This window comes from Candidatus Electronema sp. PJ (genome assembly GCF_048287395.1).
In the GTDB taxonomy this organism is placed as follows: Bacteria; Desulfobacterota; Desulfobulbia; order Desulfobulbales; family Desulfobulbaceae; genus Electronema.
This window is the reverse complement of record NZ_JBLWEO010000053.1, coordinates 1-17,463: the sequence shown is the minus strand read 5'-3', so window position 1 is coordinate 17,463 and position 17,463 is coordinate 1. Positions and strand designations below refer to the sequence as shown.

Genomic DNA, 17,463 nt, shown 5'->3' with positions numbered 1-17,463 from the left:
GTCTATGAACTTCGGGGAGATGGAGTCCGTGCAGGCAAAAACCGTATCTGGCGGCTGATGCAACAGCACGGTCTGCGGGTCAAGACCACGAAACGCTTCAGGGTCACGACAAACTCGAATCACAAGCACCAAGTTGCGCGGAACTTGGTGCAACGCTGCTTCTCGGCTGAGGCACCAGACCGGCTCTGGACAGGTGATATCACGTACATCCGCACTGCCGAGGGCTGGCTGTATCTGGCTGTTGTTTTAGATGTATGTTCCCGTCGGATTGTCGGCTGGAGCATGAAGAAACGGATGACGGACGAGCTGACAGTCACAGCATTCAAAAACGCATTGCTCAGGCGACGGCCTGCATCCGGCTTGATTTTTCACTCAGACCGAGGGGCGCAGTATTGCAGCAACCGATTCCAATCCTTGCTGAAAGGAGTTGGTGGAATCCAGAGTATGAGCGGCACCGGCTCCTGCTATGACAACGCTGTCACCGAGTCGTTTTTCGGAACTCTGAAGCGGGAGCTGGTTTATCATTCTTCCTTCAGGGATAGAGCAGAAGCACAAAGCCGAATCTTTTGGTACATCGAAGGCTTTTACAACCGCCAACGGCGGCATTCGGCGATCGGTTATCAGTCGCCGGACAACTACGAGCGGCTCTTCTTCAAAAGGGCTGCTTAGGGAATAAAACGTGTCCGCTATTGCGAAGACAGGTCAATTTTTCTTGGAGCCTAACGTCTGCTCAACGTCCCGCGCCTCATAGCGCAGATCAAGCACCACCTTGTCGTTGACCGCCTCATCAAATTTATAGGTGTGGATGTATGGGCCAAAGACTTCCAGATTGCTTTGTTTGTCCTTTTTCAGTAGCGGGGTGCCGGTGAAGCCGATAAACAGTGCATTCGGCAAAATGGTTTTCATGCCCTGATGGAGCTTGCCGCTTTGGGTGCGGTGGCATTCGTCAACAAAGATATGCACGTCCCCTTTCGGGCTGAAATCAGACGGCAGGCCGCCTTTCAAATCGGCAAGGTAGCTGTCCACCTCCTTTGCCGCTGAATTTATGCACCAGCGAGCAGAGCAGCCGCTTCTCTTGGGTGTTGAGCTGTGCAACTAAATCTTTGCCGCTCTTGGTTCGGTAAATATCCTCCTCAACCCCCTTATAAACCTTTTCAATCTGCTCATCCAATTCGCTGCGGTCGGTGATGATCAGCACTCTGGCCGCCGGGTTGTTCTCCAACAATCCACTTGGTCAGCCAGACCATTGTCAAGGATTTGCCGCTGCCTTGAGTGTGCCAGATAATGCCGCCCAGCCGTTGGCGAATCTGCTCTTGCGCCGCCTTGACCCCGAAATATTGATTAGGCCGGGGCAGTTTCTTTATTCCCCGGTCATAGACAATGAGTTACGCAGCTGAAAAATCAGCAAGTTATAAATCCAACCGCGTAACTCCTATTGACTTTCAGGCGGCGATTATGTAATGTGAAGGTAAAGTTTCGAGCGTCATCTTGCCGAGGCCGACTCAAATGCCTAGCGAGGCCTCGCCATCACCTATTTATCACCTTTCGTATGTTAAACATCAAACACATTTTTTGTTCCATTGCCTTATCTTTTTTTGGATTTGATGCAATTGCACAAGATTATCAGGAAATGATCTCTAAGGGAACATATTCTGTTTATGAAATTCAGAAAAGTGCTGAAAAATACTTTGACCAAGTGGGCAGAGGGAAAGGAACAGGATATAAGCAATATAAACGTTGGGAATATCAAGCCTTGCAAGAAGCTGATAAAAACGGTTTTTTGAAAAATCATCACGATGATTACCAAAAACTGGAGCGTTTTCAACAAGATTATTACCGCAAAAATGCTAACAAGCGTGTACAACATACAGGAAATTGGCAAGATTTAGGCCCAACGTATTGGAATGCTACTTCGGGTTGGAACCCTGGGGTTGGACGAATTACATCATTAGCCGTGGATGAAAATAATAATAACCATATTATTATTGGTGCAAATACAGGTGGAGTATGGAAAACAACTAACAAAGGACAAACATGGACTCCAATTTCCGATAAGTTTTCGACAATGGACGTGGGAGCATTGGCAATGGATCAACAAAATTCCAATACATATTATTGGGGAGGAAGCGATGGAGATGTCTATAAATCTACAAATGGTGGTGCTTCATGGACAAAAATAGGAAGTATTAGCGGAACGGTCATTCGTATTTTAGTACACCCAAGTAATTCAAGTGTTTTGTTTTCTGCTGGAGATTATGGCGGGATTTATAAATCCACAAATGGCGGAACTTCTTGGACAAAAGTCATTACGACCAGCAGAGGATATGATATCGAATTTAAACCTGGTGACCCCAATACAGTATATGCCTCAGGAACAGGATTTTACAAATCAACCGATGGTGGTACAAATTTTACACAAGTTACCACAGGTTCAGGTGTACAAATGATTGGTGTTTCGGCAAAAGACCCCAATCGTGTATATGTTTTAGAAGCAAGTGGCGGGCAATTTGGTGGAATTTATCGTTCAACCAATAGCGGAACGTCTTTTACAAAATTAACACATACTAAAAATTATTTCGGTTATTCAACCACGGGCGATGACCAAATAGGTCAAGCTCCTCGAGATATGGCGATTGCGGTTAGTCCTACAAATGCTGATGAGGTGCATATTGCAGGGATTTTGACTTGGCGTTCTACAAACGGAGGTACTTCTTTTTCGTGTACTTCTGATTGGACTCCAAGTGGGGCATCAGGTAAAAATATTGGGTATTGTCATGCTGATGTTGATGATTTGTTTTTTCATGGGGATACCTTATATGCGATTACTGATGGTGGGATTTTTATTGCAGAAAATACGGCAACCGTTTCTAAGAATTATTACAAAGATTTAACAGCAGGATTGAGCGTTCGCCAATTTTATAAAATTGGAGTTTCACAATCAGAAATACGAGTAGTGTCAGGAGGTTCACAAGATAATGGAACGTCTGTTTTAAAAGAAAGTACATCTGTTTGGTATGATTGGTTGGGGGCTGATGGTATGGAATCTTTTGTGGATTGGAATAATACAAATATTTTATATGGAACATCGCAATACGGTTCGTTGTATCGTTCGACCAATGGTGGGCAATCACAAAGTAGGCTTTCAAGTCCTGATGGCAAAGAAGGAAATTGGGTTACGCCTTTTGAACAAGACCCTACCGTTTCAACAACAATTTATGTAGGATATGACCAAGTTTATAAATCTACCAATTCAGGGACTTCGTGGACTCCGATTTCGCAAAATTTTGGTGGAAAGTTGGATGAACTAAAAATTGCGAAAAGCAATAATAAAATTATGTTCGCTTCTCAATATTCAAGGTTATATAAAACAACAACTGGTAGTGGCACATGGACACAATTAACAGGAATTTCGGGAAGGATTAACTCCATTGCGATTCACCCAAAAGACCCTAATCGAATTGCGGTTGCGACTTCAGGAGAAGAAAAAGTATATGTTTCTACAAATGGCGGAACGTCTTGGACTTCGTATAAAAAGAATCTTCCCGATATGACGGCTTTTACCGTGATTTGGGACGAAACAGAGGTAAATGCTTTGTATTTGGGAATGAATTATGGTGTTTATTATATTGACAATAATTTAAGCGATTGGGAGCCATTCATGACTGGAATGCCGAATGTGAAAGTGGCAGAATTGGATATTAATTATAAAGCACAAAAAATATATGCTGGAACGCATGGACGTGGTTTGTGGATGTCGGATTTGAGAAGTTCAAAATAACCTACGCGATGAAATACTATTACAACAAGAACATCTGGTGGAACTGGCTGCGCTGCCGGTGGCCGTCCTCTCCCTGCTTCTGATGACCATCACCTTCGTGGTCATCAGCATGGAGAAGGTGCTCGCTCGTTCCTTGCCTGCGCGGCAATCTCTCCAGAAAAACCGCAAACCACGTGGCTGCGCCAATATTCTTTCTTCCTTGCGCCACACATGCAACGCAAAACGCTCCCTCGCTTGAAAACGCCTTGCCCGTTTTTCCGCTGCCGCAAAAACAAAATATGTGCGGCAAAATCAATTTTAATCGCGGCAAAAATTTAGTTTCTGCGACGAGAAACATGTTGTTGCGGCAAACTCAATTTCATCTGCGGCAAAAACTAAATTTCCGTGGCAAAAGAAACTTCGGCAGCGGCAGACAATTTCGTTTGCGGCAAAAATTAAATTTTCGCGGCAAACAACATTTAATTTGCGGCTCCGACGAGTTCGCCGCCATAAAAAACAGCAGCCAAACCCGCGCCTTAACTAAAAACTCTGCCAAACATAGCCCATCTTCTGCAAATGCCCTTGCACCTTGGCAGCCAAATCCGCCACATTCCCCACCAGCTCCGGCAGCGGCATTGCATAGCGTTCCGCCAGCTCTTTGATGCGCTCGGTCAACCGGTGGCTGATAGCTTCCAGCTCGGTCTTGATCCGGCCTTCCACCGCAGCCAGCCATTTCTTTTCCACGGTCAAGGTCTTGATTTCCTCAAGCGTCAGCTTTGGATATTTGCCAATGACCTTCTTTTCCAAAGCCGCCGCCGCCTCTTTGATGACCGCCTTGGCGTTCGCCTCTTCCTCCAGCAGTTTTTTGCAGCGGGCAAGCACGTCCCACTCTTCGGCATTCTCCGCAGTTCTCCGGCGCAGCTCCTTGATTCTGGCATTCAGGCCGCCCTTGCTGATCTTTTGGCCGTCGCCCATTGCTTCAACAAGCAATCCATCTTCTCCGCCATGCTCTTCCTGCAAGGCTTCCAGTTCCGCCGCCGCGCTGTCCTGCTTATTTTGCAGAGCATCAAGGGCCGCCTGTTCAGCGGCAAAGTATTCCTGAATGATCAGCGCAGGAGGGAGCAGCCGACCTTCCAAGCCTGCAAGACCGGCAATGGCCTTGTCTTCCTCCTTGTCCTTCTTTTTGACTTTCTTGGTCAGCCGCACCAGCACCTTGCCTGCTTCCCAGCCGTCGGCAGCAATTTCGTACAGGTCATCCTGCATGGTTTCGGCCCAATAATCCATCAGGTGCTGATACACGGCGTAACTGTCCACCAGCTCTTTGCCCTGATAGGTTTGCAGCATATCTTCGGCCAGCTCCTTGATGACCGCTTTCGGCAGGCAGCCCTTGTCCAAATCCTTCAGCCGGGTGGCATTTTTGCTTTTCCATGCACTGAACACCGCGTCCAGCTTTGCTGTATAGGCCGTGAATTCAGGATGCTCAAAAATAACGGTCTTGATTTGCTCCCGGCTGATTTTCAATTCCCAATAACCGGGCCGAGCAGCAGCCTTAAATAGATCGTTTTGCAAGGCAGGATAAACTGCCCAGTAGCTGCGCAACGCCTCAATGTCTTTGTCCGGCAAGCCACCCGACAAATGCGCTTCAATATCTTGAATATCTTCAGCTTCCTGCGAATCAATATAACGAGGAATATTCAGATTGTAGTCATTTCTTGCATCAGCGATTTCAGCCGTGGACACCATGCGGCTGTAGCCGGGAATTTCCACCCGGTTATTGAACACATCAACAATTTTGTGAATATCCCGCGCCCGCAGCCGGTTCTTGTTGCCGTCCTTCATAAAGCCTTTGGACGCATCAATCATGAAGATGCCTTTGCGCTGGCCTGCGTTCTCTTTATCTAAAACCACAATGCAGGCAGCTATGCCGGTGCCGTAAAACAAGTTTGCAGGCAGGCCGATAATGCCCTTGATATAGCCATGCTGAATGATCTTTCTGCGAATGTCTGCTTCCGCATTGCCCCGGAAGAGCACGCCCAGCGGCAGGATGATGGCAGCCTTGCCCGTGGATTTGAGCGATTTCAGCAGGTGCAGCAGAAAGGCATAGTCGCCGTTCTTTTCAGGCGGAACAGCATAACCTGCAAAACGGTTGAACGAGTCATTTTTAAGATCAACGCCGTTTGTCCATGCTTTATCACTGAAAGGAGGATTGGCAACCGCATAATCAAAACGTTTCAAGCCGCCATCTTTATCTAAAAATTCAGGCTCGGCAAGCGTGTTGCCCTGTCTGATGTCCGCAGTAGGCTTGCCATGCAGCCACATGTTCATGATTGCCAAGGCGCGGGTGGCAATGTCCTTTTCTTGTCCGTAAATGCTGATCCCGTGCGGGGCCGCATCTGCCGCCTTGATCAGCAGTGAGCTGGAACCGCAGGTCGGGTCATAGATGGTTTCCTCCTGACTCTTGGAATGCTCAATGCCGATGATTTGGGCAATCACCCGCGAAACCTCGGCAGGAGTGTAGAACTGGCCTTTGCTCTTGCCGCTTTGCGTGGCAAAATGGCTGATCAGATATTCATAGGCATCGCCCAGCAGATCATCATCTTCCGCCCGGTTGCCGCTGAAATCTAAGGAAGGATTTTCAAAGATGGCAATAAGATTAGTGAGACGTTAAACCTTTTCCTTGCCCTTTCCTAATTTTTCATCATCATTGAAATCGGCAAATGTAATATCCAATTCATTTGCTTTAAAAACTTCTGCGATGATAATGTTAATCTTGTTACCTATCTCCGAATTGCCTTTCAACTTGACCATATCCTGAAAGCTGCTGCCTTCAGGTATTTCAACGGCCCTGTCTTTTTTATCAGAGACATATTTCATGAAGAGCAGCACCAGCACATAATCCTTGTACTGGCTGGCATCCATGCCGCCCCGCAGTTCGTTGCAACTTTGCCAAATTGAGCTGTATAATGCTGATTTCTTGACTGCCATATATTTTCAGGAGTTACGCAGTTGCTGGGAATAAGTTCGGATGCCGGATAAGCAGACAGCCGTTTAAAACACAGGCCGCGCTGTTTGACAAGGATTATCTGCGAGCCTTGCCTGCGGGGAACTGTGTGCCGCCTGATGAGGAATTGCGGTATAATACGCTGTGAAATGAGCATTCCACAAAGACAACAGGAGCCTGCCGCCATGAACACGCTTGCAGAAATAGAAAACGCTGTCAGCAAGTTCCGTGACTGGTTCGATGCTTTGAAAAACAAAAAATGGGATCAGGAGTTTGAAGCGAATGCCGCCAATGGACTTTTGGACAGTCTGGCGGATGAGGCATTGTCAGATTTCAATTCCGGCAGATGCAAAGAGCTGTGAAGCATGACCTGCTGACAGAACGAGAAAAGAGGGAGCTGCCGGAAGTAGCTATGATCGGCATTTGCTGATCTTGCCAAGTCTTTAAACTGCGCCTCATTAAGGATTTTTATTGAAATTCCCTGCTCAATGAGCAGTTCCGCTTTTTTCTGCTTAGTCCTTCTTTCATGACCTGCAAGCTGCGCACCAGCCACCAGCATGGTTGTTTTCTTTGACACATCCGCCCGCACCTGCCAGCCGATTTTCTCGGCAGCGGCGACGGCTTCCAGGCGTGGTATTCCAAGCCTGCCAGTGAAGACAATCACTTCTTTGCAAGGAAGTCCTTCAGGTTCTCCATCACGATTTGCAGACATGGCAAAGAATGTTGATGATTGGAGGATTCACCACAAGGTCTGCACAGGATACTGCCGGATATATTGATCAGATGTCAATATGATCATATTGTTTTCAATTGCCTGACAGACAAGCATTCTGTCAAATGGGTCTTTGTGCAGAAGTGGCAGACTGGCAAGATGGAACGTGTCTTTCTCTGTAAATGGCAGCTTGTTGATGAAATGCCGTTTGCGCTCTCTTGGAATGAATTGCGGCGGCGGATAAGGCAGCGCAAGTTTCCCCATGCTCCACTTGATTGAAATTTCCCATGCGGACACAGAACTGAGGAAAACGGCATTGTCTGCGCAACGGAAGGCTTCAAGCGCAGCAGGGGACAAGTTCGCATCGTTTTTGGCAATCCAGAGAAATGCGCAAGTGTCGAGCAGCAGATTCATTCCTCTTCCCCATTGAACGCGGCAAGAATGTCATCCGGCAGCGGCTCAAAAAACTCCTTGCTGATTTCCCAGTCTGGATATTCTTTTGCCGCAAGGCCGACAGGACGTTCTTTAAACTGCCGGGGCGCAATGGCTTTAAGCTCCGCTATCGGCTTGTTGCGACGGCAGATGATGACGGTCTCACCGCTTTCCGCCTTGGCAAGCGCGGCGGAAAGCTGGTTTTTCATCTCGCTGATGTTGATTCGCAGCATGTTTTCTCCTGTCTCAATCGTCGCCGCTGTTTGACTGCTGCGCAGGCATGACCGGCCTGACTTCCTGCTCCAGACGGTCGCCAAGAGCCTCCTGCGCCTGCGCCAGTTCGTAATCCATCTGAAGGGTCATCCAGAATTGCGGCGACGTGCCAAGCCCTTTGGCGAGCCGCAGGGCTGTGTCTGCGGTGATGCCTCTTCTGCCCAGCACAATTTCATTGAGGCGGGGCGGCGGGACATGCAGAGACATAGCCAACTTGTTCCGCGAGATGCCCAAAGGCTCAAGATACTCTTTTTGCAGCACCTTACCGGGATGCTGCGGCTGTCTTTTCTGTTCCATAAGTTCCCCCTTGCAGACGGTGTTCTTTGTCGTTTCCTTCATCGTCTTTTCACGATAAGACGTGTTGCTGAAAACGTCAACCGTTTTCTGTTTCCCGTTTTTTTGTGGGGTATAGGGTGGGGAATAAAAGAGAACGCAGGGAGTTGATTCCAATCTAAAGACTTATGAAATTAAGAGAAACTATGAAAAATACGTAGGGAAAAACTAGCGGCTCTCTTAGCCGTTGTCAGGCAAAAACGCTCCGTTCATGCCACAGCCAGCTTTTCAGTTCAGCGTTTCTTGCTGAAGAACTTCACCTCCGGCAGGCCCTCGAAATGCGCGTCTGATGTGATCAGCAGGGCGTTGTGAAACCGGGCTGTGGCGTAGATGACTGAATCCGCAAACGAGAGGGAATATTCAGCCGCGAAGTCGGCGGCGGAAAGGGCTATGGCCGTGGACAGGGGAACAACCTTGCCCTGTTCGGTCACGGCGGCGACTGCGACTTCCAGCACTGCCTGCACGCTCCGCTTCCGGGCTGTCCACTTGTACAGCTCAAACTGAACCGAAGTCGGCACAATAACCGATTTTAATTGCCTGCGTCCCGTCTTCCCATACCCGCATTTTCTCAATTTGTCTCCCCGCTGCGCAGGCTGCTTTTATACCGCCTTCAGCCGGAAAGCGCACGGCCTCTTTTCTTGATTCTGTAGCGCAGACGGGCTACAATCAAAAAACAAAGGAGATTTCGCCATGAGCAAAACAGCCACTGTCCGGGCGCGGATTGAGCCGGATTTGAAAGACAGGGTGGAGCATGTGTTCCGCCAGCTTGGATTGACCGCAACGCAGGCCATCACGCTGTTCTACAAGCAGGTGGAGCAGCAGAGAGGGCTGCCGTTCAGCGTCTCCCTGCCCAACGCGGTGACGCAGAAGACCTTTGAGGACACAGATGCCGGACGGAATCTGACCGTCTGCGAAGATACTGATGACCTCTTCGAGAAACTGGGCATCTGATGCTGATTCCTTCTTACGCCAAGCAGTTTGAGCGGGACATGAAGCTGATGCGGAAGCGGGGAAAAGACCTTGAGAAGCTGAAGCCGGTCATCCGCCGCCTCATTGCCGAGGAGCCGCTTGATGCCCCGCATCGGGATCATAAGCTGATCGGCAACTGGCAAGGACGGCGAGAATGCCATATCGAACCGGACTGGCTGCTGATCTACAAACTTGAATCAGAGCGGATTGTTTTTGAGCGGACAGGCTCTCATTCGGATTTGTTTCAGAAATGACTGCCTCCTTTAAGGACAGACCCGCCTTCTCCAACCCTCGCCTGAAGCAGTTTTTTTCGCACTGCCAGACAAGAAATAACGAAACATCTCTTTCGTTATTTCTTGCTTTCGTTAAATCGTCCCTGCCTGCGCTGCTCAAAACAGACCTCCAGCAGCTCCACCAGCTTCAGGCCCTCATCCAGCGCAGCCTGCCTAAACGCCTTCTTGAATTCCGGGGCCACCTTGAAATTCAGCGGCTCTGTCCTTTCCGCTTTGGCCCGACTCTGCGTTGGGTTTTCCTTAGCCTTCAGGTTGCCTGAAGGTTCTCCGGGAACATCCCCGAATCTGTTTTTCTTGATCTTGCCAAAATCAGCCATACGCTTCCTCAGTGAGGTGTTTCAGAATGCTGTCCAGCAGCCTGTCCGCCTGCTTGTTCAGGCTGCTCCAGCGGGTTTCAGTCACTGCCCGGCCTTCGTTCTGGGCCTGCCTGTAGGCTGGTTTCTCTGGTAGGCTACCGTCGAGCACGGCAAAGCCAGCCTGTTCGATGTATTCCCTTGCGTCCGCTGTTTCGGCTTTGGTTGCGGCCCGGACAAGGGCGAAGACAATTTTGCGCCGGGAAACGCCGTGCTGCTCCAGCTCACAGGCCAACTTCAAGCCAGGCACCAGATCGTCCCGGCTGGGGCAGCAGGGCAGCACGGAAAGATCAGCGGCCAGGGCTGCCTCCAAGGTGCCGCTGCTGGCTCTTGGCGCACCGTCCAACACCAGAAGATCAACGTCCGCAGCAGTTCGCAGGGCATCGGCGGTCTTGGCGAACACTTCCACCATGCCGACCGGCTCATGCCCACAGGCGATCCGCTGTCTGTGCCAATCAGCGGAAGTGGCTTGCTGTACGTCCAGATCAGCCAGCCTGACCGACAGGCCGCTTTTCGATGCTTCGCAGGCCACAGCGCGGGCCAGCGTGGACTTGCCGACCCCACCCTTCTGCGATAAGAAGGCGATTATTTTTCCCATGCGGCCATGATAGCGGAAAAAATAGCTGTCAGCAAGAAAGTTTTATTTCATTATATCGTGCTTTATTTTTTTCGAGGCAATTCAAAAATCAGGACAGAATTTATTATTCTGTTTACTTCATTCATAAAATGAAGTAATGAGCCTAAACAGGCTGTTGAAGATGTGTTCTGTAACCTGGCTGTCACCATCTTAGCGGAAGGGGATTGTTATGCAGCAGCAGGAAAAGGCACCTCAAAAGGAGCAGAAAGAAAACCAACTTGCCGCTCCGGCTATTGAGCTGCCCAAAGGCGGCGGAGCCATCCGGGGCATGGGCGAGAAGTTCGCCGCCAATCCGGTCACTGGCACTGGTTCCATGTCTGTGCCGATTGCCGTCAGCCCCGGACGTTCCGGTTTTGGCCCTCAGCTTTCCCTCTCTTATGATTCAGGTTCAGGCAACAGCCCATTTGGATTCGGCTGGAGCCTGTCCCTGCCGTCCATCACCCGCAAGACCGACAAAGGTCTGCCGCAGTACAACGACGTTGCCGAATCTGATGTGTTCATTCTATCCGGGGCTGAAGATTTAGTCCCTGTTCTGAAACCGGATGGCACACGTTGGGGCGAGACACGCACCGTTGACGGAACCAGCTATCGCCTGCACCGCTACAGACCCCGCATCGAAGGACTTTTCGCCCGCATCGAACGCTGGACGAGGCTGGACGATCCTGACGATGTCCACTGGCGGTCAATCTCCAAAGACAACACCCTGACCATCTACGGCCTGGACAGCGAGTCGCGCATCAGCGATCCGTCTGCTCCGGGCCGAATCTTTTCTTGGCTCATCTATGAGACCCGTGACGACAAGGGCAATGCGGTTCTTTACCGCTACAAAGCCGAGGACGGCGCAGGTCTTGATCTCAGCCAAGCCTGTGAGCGCAACCGGGGCGGAGAGGATGACGCGGGCCGCAAGGTCAACCGCTATCTGAAGAGCATCCGCTACGGCAACCGACAGCCGCTGCTGAACTCTGCTGGAGAACGCCCGCTGCTTTTATCGGCGGAACAAATTGAAAAAACCGCTTGGCTGTTCGAGGCGGTTTTTGATTACGGCGAACACGATGCGTCTGCGCCGACACCAGTCGAGAACAGCCCTTGGCCCTGCCGTTCTGATCTGTTTTCCTCATATCGGGCTGGATTTGAAATCCGCACCTGCCGTCTTTGTCAGCGTGTACTGATGTTTCATCATTTTCTTGACGAAGATGGTGTGGGCGCAAACTGTTTGGTGCGTTCTACGGATTTCACCTACCGTTATGAAACCGAGGCTGGCAAGGATAGTCCAGCCAATCCCATCTACAGCTTTCTCTTATCGGTCACGCAGAGCGGCTATCAAAAAAATGGCAGCAGCTATCTCAAGAAGAGTCTGCCGCCGCTGGAATTCGAGTACAGCCAGCCGGTTGTGCAGGAGAAGGTGGAGGAAGTTCCTGTAGCCAGTCTGGAAAATCTGCCGGTCGGCGTGGATGGTTCAATATATCAGTGGGTTGACCTGCACGGAGAAGGCATCCCCGGCATCTTGACCGAGCAGGCGGGAACGTGGTTTTATAAACGCAATCTCAGTCCGCTGCTCAATGAGGGCGTTGAGTTCGCCCCGCTGGAGCAGGTAGCTGTCAAACCCAACTTGAGCTTGGCCGCCGGGGCGCAGTTCATGGACTTGGCCGGAGACGGGCAGCAGGATTTGGCAGTGCTGGATGATCCTGCGCCGGGCCTCTACGAGCACGACGAGGCCGAAGGCTGGCAGCCTTTCCGCCCCTTTAGCTCCTGCCTCAACCGTAGCAGCCGTGATCCCAATCTGCGGTTCATCGATCTGGACGGCGACGGCCATGCGGACATCCTCATCACCGAAGATGATGCCTTGGTCTGGCATTCCTCGCTGGCAGAAGAGGGCTTTGGCCCAGCCCGCAGCGTTGCGCAGGCACTTGATGAAGAAAAAGGCCCTCGCTTGATCTTTGCTGACGGCACGGATTCCATCTATCTGGCTGACCTCAGCGGCGACGGCCTGACCGATCTGGTGCGCATCCGCAACGGCGAGGTCTGCTACTGGCCCAATCTGGGCTATGGCCGTTTCGGGGCCAAGGTGACGATGGACACCTCGCCGTGGTTTGATCGGCCCGATCAGTTTGATCAGAAGCGCATCCGTTTGGCTGACATTGACGGCAGCGGCACCACGGACATCATCTATCTTCATGCCCAAGGGGTGCGCCTGTATTTCAACCAGTCCGGCAACTCATGGAGCAAGCCGCAGCAACTGGCTGTTTTCCCGCCGACTGACAACTTGACGGCAGTCCATACGGCTGATCTGCTCGGCAACGGCACGGCCTGTCTGGTCTGGTCATCGCCGCTACTTGGCAACGCAGGCCGCCAGATGCGTTATGTCAACCTGATGGGTGGACAGAAGCCGCATCTGCTGGTCAAAACGGTCAACAACTTGGGTGCGGAAACCAGAGTCGAATACGCCCCCTCGATCAAGTTCTATCTGCGTGACAAGCTGAACGGCAAGCCGTGGATCACCAAGCTGCCCTTCCCGGTGCATGTGGTGGAGCGGGTTGAGACGTTTGACCGCATCAGCCGCAGCCGCTTTGTCAGCCGCTATGCCTATCATCACGGCTATTTTGACGGTGTGGAGCGTGAATTCCGGGGCTTCGGCATGGTGGAGCAATGGGACACCGAAGAAATCGGCAACATTCCGTCTGAAGAACTTGCCGCCAGCACCAATCTGGATGCCGCCTCCTTTGTGCCGCCTGTGCATACCAAAACTTGGTTTCACAACGGGGCACATCTTGCACAAAACAGAATCTCCCAAATTTACACGCATGAATATTATCAGGAAGATGCTCAGGCTGTCCTCTTGCCGGACACTGTGCTGCCCGCAGGATTGACAGTTGAGGAAGAGCGGGAAGCCTGCCGGGCTTTGAAGGGGTCGATCCTGCGGCAGGAAATTTATGCCGAAGACGGCACGGACAAAAGTCCGCACCCGTACAGCGTTTCTGAGCGGAATTACGCTATCCTGCCTGTGCAGCGGAAAGGCGGCAATCGCCATGCGGTATTTTTTGCGCATCCGCTGGAGACCGTTGACTATCACTACGAGCGGAACTTTCAACCCGATCCCTCTGATCCTGAACCGGATGCCCGCAAGAGGCGGAAGATTTTTGATCCCCGGATCAGCCACTCAATGACCTTGGCCGTGGATGCCTTTGGCAATGTCCTCCACGCCGCCGCTCTTGCCTATCCACGCCGTCAGCCTGCCTTTGCGGAGCAGGCGCAAATCCAAATCACCTGCACCGAAAATCAGGTGGCCAACCGGCCTGACGAGCTGGACTGGTATCGGGTCGGCGTGGCTGTTGCAACACGCACCTATGAAATAACCGGATTACCATCCGCTGTTTCCCCATTTTCCCTTGCTGATTTCCGCATTCGCCTGGCAGCCGCAACGCTCATCGCCTACGAAGCTGAACCAACAACAGGCATTGTGCAAAAACGTCTGATTGAGCAGGTTAGAACGCTTTACCGCCGCAACGCTGATGCAGGTACGACCAGCCCTGCTCCGCTGCCCTTGGGCGTAATTGAGTCGCTGGCCCTGCCCTGCGAGAGCTTCAAGCTGGCCTTCACGCCGGGATTGTTGATGCAAATCTATGGCGGCAAGATCACCGCAGACGAGCTGGATGCGCTACTGGCTGGTGAAGGAGGATATTCGCAGCAGGATGGCGGCTGGTGGATACCTTCCGGTCGGCAGGTGTTTGCCCCGGAGCAATTTTACCTGCCTGTGCAGACCAGAGACCCTTTCGGCAATATTCACAGCACGGAATATGATGCCTACCGCCTGAGCGTGATCCGCAGCGTTGATCCCTTGGGCAACACGGTTCTTGCCCGCAATAACTACCGAACCTTGCAGCCAGAACAGCTGACCGACCCCAACGGCAACCGCTCGCAGGTGCGCTTTGATGCCTTGGGCATGGTGGTCGGCACAGCAGTGATGGGCAAGAATAGCGAGTTGCTGGGTGATTCCTTTGCCAATTTTAAGGCGGATTTGTCGCCGGAGGAAATAGAGGCATTTTTTGCGGCAGACAACCCGCGCCCTTTAGCTGTTCAACATCTGGGCACAGCCAGCACCCGGATTATCTACGACCTTGACTGCTTCCGCAGAAGCGGCAGACCGGCCTGTGCAGCGGCCATTGCCCGTGAAACCCATGTCAGCGATTTGAAGCCAGGCGAAATCAGCAAGGCGCATCTCAGTTTTGTTTATTCCGACGGCTTTGGCCGGGAAGCGCAAACCAAGACCCAGGCAGAACCGGGGCCGATAGTTGAGGGCGGCCCGGTGGTCAATCCTCGCTGGGTTGGCACTGGGGCAAAAATCTACAACAACAAGGGCAAGCCTATTCGGCAGTATGAGCCATTTTTCAGCCCCAGCCATCAGTTCGGCATTGAGCAATGGGGCGTGAGCAGCACTCTGTTCTACGATCCAGCAGAGCGGGTTGTGGCAACCTTGCATCCCAACCAGACTTGGGAAAAGGTGGTCTTTGATCCCTGGCAGCAGACGACCTGGGATGTCAACGATACCGTGCTGCTTGATCCCCGCACCGACAAGGATGTGCGTGGCTTCTTCCTTCGGCTGCCGGAAGCGGAGTATTGGCCTTCTTGGCACAGGCAGCGCATTGGCGGGGCAATGGGGCCAGAAGAGAAGGACGCGGCAGAAAAGGCGGTGCGTCATGCCGGAACACCCACAACAGCCCATTTCGACAGCTTGGGCCGGGCCTTCCTGACCATCGCCGACAACGGCGGCACGGAGAAATTCCGCACCCACGTTGCCTTGGACATCGAAGGCAACCAGCGGGCCGTGACCGATGCCCTTGACCGTGTGGTCATGCGCTACGGCTACGACATGCTTGGCAGCCGCATCCATCAGGCGAGCATGGAGGCGGGCGAACGCTGGACGCTGAACGACGCGGCAGGCAAGCCGCTTCGCACTTGGGACAGCCGGGGCTTCAGCCACCGGATGGAATACGATGCCCTGCGGCGGCCAATCGCCCATTATGTCAGCGACAGCGGCCAGCCGGAACGCCAGATCGAAAAGACAATCTACGGCGACACGCCCGGTGCATTGTCTGATTCTAAGGAATACAATCACCGGGGCAAACCGTACCAAGTCTTTGACAGCGCGGGCGTGGTGGTCAGCGAACAATTTGATTTCAAAGGCAACCTGCTCCGCAGCAGCCGTCAACTGACGCAGGACTACAAAGGCGTTCCCGACTGGTCGGCCCAGCCAGCCTTGGAAGAAGAGATTTTTCGCAGCAGCACCCGCTACGACGCGCTTAACCGGCCCATTCAGCTCACTGCGCCCCGCAGCAGCCAAGCTGGCAGCACCGCGAATGTGATCCGGCCTGCTTACAACGAGGCCAAGCTGCTGGAGCAGGTGCATGTCTGGTTAGGCAAGGCCGAAGAACCCGCCGCCCTGCTCGATCCGGCCACAGCCAGCTTCCAGCCTGTGACCAACATTGACTACGATGCCAAGGGCCAGCGCAGCCGGATTGCATACGGCAATGGCACGACAACCGATTACGCCTATGACGAAAAGACCTTCCGCCTGATCAGGCTCAAGACCACACGGGCTGCGGACGGCGCACGTCTTCAGGATTTGCGCTACGCCTACGACCCGGCAGGCAACATCACCCGCATTCGGGACGAGGCGCAGCAGACGGTCTTTTTCCGCAATCAGGCAGTGGAGCCGCATTGCGACTACACCTACGATGCCCTGTACCGGCTGATTGCGGCGGAAGGCCGGGAGCACATAGGGCAAGCGGCCCATCCTGAAAGCTCGTGGAACGACGAGTTCCGCATTCATCAGCCGCATCCCCATGACGGCCAAGCCCTGCGCCGCTATCTTGAGCGGTATCTGTACGACGCGGTCGGCAATTTTGCCCAGCTTGAGCATCAGGCGGATAACGGCAACTGGACGCGCAGCTATGCCTACGAAGAGGCCTGCCTGCTGGAGCCGGGCAAGGTCAGCAACCGCCTGAGCAGGACGGTGCTGCGGCCCAACAGCAGCAATCCGGTGGTGGAGCCGTACAGCTACGACGCGCACGGCAACATGACCCGGATGCCCCATCTGCCGCTGATGGCCTGGGATTTCCGCGATCAGCTTTGCGCCTCGTCACGGCAGGCGGTGAGCAACGGCAGCACGCCGGAGATCACCTATTACGTCTATGACAGCAGCGGCCAGCGGGTGCGCAAGGTGACGGAGGGCCAGGCAGCGGCAGGCGGCGCACCGGCCAAGCGGAACGAGCGGATTTATCTGGGCGGCTTCGAGGTCTATCGGGAATGGAGCGGCGGAAGCTGCGCCTTGGAGCGGGAAAGCCTGCATCTGATGGACGACAAGCAGCGCATCGCCTTAGTGGAGACCAAGACCCTTGATGCGGACAGCCGCGAGGATGTGGGCGTGCCGCTGCTGCGCTATCAGCTCGGCAATCATCTGGGGTCGGCGAGCTTGGAGCTGGACAAGGACGGCGCGGTGATTTCCTATGAGGAGTATCATCCCTACGGCAGCACGGCGTTTCAGGCGGGGCGGAGCAAAGCTGAGGTGAGTTTGAAGCGGTACCGGTACACGGGGATGGAGCGCGATGAGGAAACCGGGCTGAATTATCATTCGGCGAGGTATTATGCGGGGTGGTTGGGGCGGTGGTGCAGTTGTGATCCGATTGGGATTAAGGGTGGGGTGAAT

General features: G+C 52.7%; 13 protein-coding genes and 2 pseudogenes. 5 read left to right on the top strand and 10 right to left on the bottom strand.

Annotated features, from left to right (window positions below; genetic code table 11):
- A partial coding sequence (locus tag ACNKIB_RS08445) for an IS3 family transposase (protein ID WP_417910103.1) occupies positions 1 to 669 on the top strand: 669 nt, incomplete at its 5' end.
- Positions 670 to 708: 39 nt separating this feature from the next.
- On the opposite strand, the pseudogene ACNKIB_RS08440 reads toward ACNKIB_RS08445, so the two are convergent.
- Positions 709 to 1,382, bottom strand: a pseudogene (locus ACNKIB_RS08440) (DEAD/DEAH box helicase family protein); the annotation flags it as partial.
- Positions 1,383 to 1,549: 167 nt separating this feature from the next.
- Here ACNKIB_RS08440 and ACNKIB_RS08435 point away from each other — a divergent pair.
- Positions 1,550 to 3,778, top strand: a complete 2,229-nt coding sequence (locus tag ACNKIB_RS08435; RefSeq protein WP_417910102.1) for a VPS10 domain-containing protein — start codon at positions 1,550 to 1,552, stop codon at positions 3,776 to 3,778.
- A gap of 19 nt (positions 3,779 to 3,797) precedes the next feature.
- Here ACNKIB_RS08435 and ACNKIB_RS08430 read toward each other — a convergent pair whose 3' ends face one another.
- The 7 genes and pseudogenes from ACNKIB_RS08430 to ACNKIB_RS08400 all read right to left on the bottom strand — a co-directional run bounded on the left by ACNKIB_RS08430 (position 3,798) and on the right by ACNKIB_RS08400 (position 9,080).
- Positions 3,798 to 4,115: a hypothetical protein gene (locus ACNKIB_RS08430; RefSeq protein ID WP_417910101.1), complete on the bottom strand. Its 318-nt coding sequence runs from the start codon at positions 4,113 to 4,115 to the stop codon at positions 3,798 to 3,800.
- Between the two features lie 182 nt (positions 4,116 to 4,297).
- Positions 4,298 to 6,742: pseudogene (locus ACNKIB_RS08425) on the bottom strand (N-6 DNA methylase).
- Between the two features lie 281 nt (positions 6,743 to 7,023).
- Positions 7,024 to 7,335 carry a hypothetical protein gene (locus ACNKIB_RS08420; protein WP_417910100.1) on the bottom strand — a complete coding sequence of 104 codons (312 nt, stop codon included), beginning with the start codon at positions 7,333 to 7,335 and terminating at the stop codon, positions 7,024 to 7,026.
- Positions 7,336 to 7,497: 162 nt separating this feature from the next.
- Positions 7,498 to 7,884: a type II toxin-antitoxin system VapC family toxin gene (locus ACNKIB_RS08415; protein WP_417910099.1), complete on the bottom strand. Its 387-nt coding sequence runs from the start codon at positions 7,882 to 7,884 to the stop codon at positions 7,498 to 7,500.
- Positions 7,881 to 8,135: a type II toxin-antitoxin system Phd/YefM family antitoxin gene (locus ACNKIB_RS08410; RefSeq protein ID WP_417910098.1), complete on the bottom strand. Its 255-nt coding sequence runs from the start codon at positions 8,133 to 8,135 to the stop codon at positions 7,881 to 7,883. Before ACNKIB_RS08410 ends, ACNKIB_RS08415 begins: the two co-directional genes overlap by 4 nt.
- Positions 8,136 to 8,148: 13 nt before the next feature.
- Complete coding sequence (locus ACNKIB_RS08405) at positions 8,149 to 8,472, bottom strand: HigA family addiction module antitoxin (protein WP_417910097.1); 324 nt, start codon at positions 8,470 to 8,472, stop codon at positions 8,149 to 8,151.
- Positions 8,473 to 8,741: 269 nt separating this feature from the next.
- Positions 8,742 to 9,080 carry a type II toxin-antitoxin system VapC family toxin gene (locus ACNKIB_RS08400; RefSeq protein WP_417910096.1) on the bottom strand — a complete coding sequence of 113 codons (339 nt, stop codon included), beginning with the start codon at positions 9,078 to 9,080 and terminating at the stop codon, positions 8,742 to 8,744.
- Positions 9,081 to 9,198: 118 nt separating this feature from the next.
- Here ACNKIB_RS08400 and ACNKIB_RS08395 point away from each other — a divergent pair, with 118 nt between their 5' ends.
- Entirely contained in the window at positions 9,199 to 9,459 is a 261-nt protein-coding gene (locus ACNKIB_RS08395; RefSeq protein ID WP_417910095.1) for a type II toxin-antitoxin system RelB/DinJ family antitoxin, read from the top strand.
- Positions 9,459 to 9,731 carry a type II toxin-antitoxin system YafQ family toxin gene (locus ACNKIB_RS08390; RefSeq protein ID WP_417910094.1) on the top strand — a complete coding sequence of 91 codons (273 nt, stop codon included), beginning with the start codon at positions 9,459 to 9,461 and terminating at the stop codon, positions 9,729 to 9,731. Before ACNKIB_RS08395 ends, ACNKIB_RS08390 begins: the two co-directional genes overlap by 1 nt.
- Before the next feature lie 95 nt (positions 9,732 to 9,826).
- Here the strand turns inward: ACNKIB_RS08390 and ACNKIB_RS08385 are convergent, their stop codons facing one another.
- Positions 9,827 to 10,087, bottom strand: coding sequence for a hypothetical protein (locus ACNKIB_RS08385; protein ID WP_417910093.1), 261 nt, complete (start codon positions 10,085 to 10,087; stop codon positions 9,827 to 9,829).
- Entirely contained in the window at positions 10,080 to 10,721 is a 642-nt protein-coding gene (locus ACNKIB_RS08380) for an AAA family ATPase (protein ID WP_417910092.1), read from the bottom strand. The genes ACNKIB_RS08385 and ACNKIB_RS08380 overlap by 8 nt, the downstream gene beginning before the upstream one ends.
- 208 nt (positions 10,722 to 10,929) lie before the next feature.
- On the opposite strand from ACNKIB_RS08380, the gene ACNKIB_RS08375 reads away from it, so the two are divergent.
- A partial coding sequence (locus ACNKIB_RS08375; RefSeq protein WP_417910091.1) for a SpvB/TcaC N-terminal domain-containing protein occupies positions 10,930 to 17,463 on the top strand: 6,534 nt, incomplete at its 3' end.

Bases quoted from the DNA above. Each gene is read 5' to 3' on its own strand.
- ACNKIB_RS08430 (WP_417910101.1), bottom strand. From the start codon at position 4,115: ATGTTTCTCGTCGCAGAAACTAAATTTTTGCCGCGATTAAAATTGATT.
- ACNKIB_RS08385 (WP_417910093.1), bottom strand. From the start codon at position 10,087: ATGGCTGATTTTGGCAAGATCAAGAAAAACAGATTCGGGGATGTTCCC.
- ACNKIB_RS08410 (WP_417910098.1), bottom strand. From the start codon at position 8,135: ATGCTGCGAATCAACATCAGCGAGATGAAAAACCAGCTTTCCGCCGCG.
- ACNKIB_RS08405 (WP_417910097.1), bottom strand. From the start codon at position 8,472: ATGGAACAGAAAAGACAGCCGCAGCATCCCGGTAAGGTGCTGCAAAAA.
- ACNKIB_RS08380 (WP_417910092.1), bottom strand. From the start codon at position 10,721: ATGGGAAAAATAATCGCCTTCTTATCGCAGAAGGGTGGGGTCGGCAAG.
- ACNKIB_RS08415 (WP_417910099.1), bottom strand. From the start codon at position 7,884: ATGAATCTGCTGCTCGACACTTGCGCATTTCTCTGGATTGCCAAAAAC.
- ACNKIB_RS08435 (WP_417910102.1), top strand. From the start codon at position 1,550: ATGTTAAACATCAAACACATTTTTTGTTCCATTGCCTTATCTTTTTTT.
- ACNKIB_RS08395 (WP_417910095.1), top strand. From the start codon at position 9,199: ATGAGCAAAACAGCCACTGTCCGGGCGCGGATTGAGCCGGATTTGAAA.
- ACNKIB_RS08390 (WP_417910094.1), top strand. From the start codon at position 9,459: ATGCTGATTCCTTCTTACGCCAAGCAGTTTGAGCGGGACATGAAGCTG.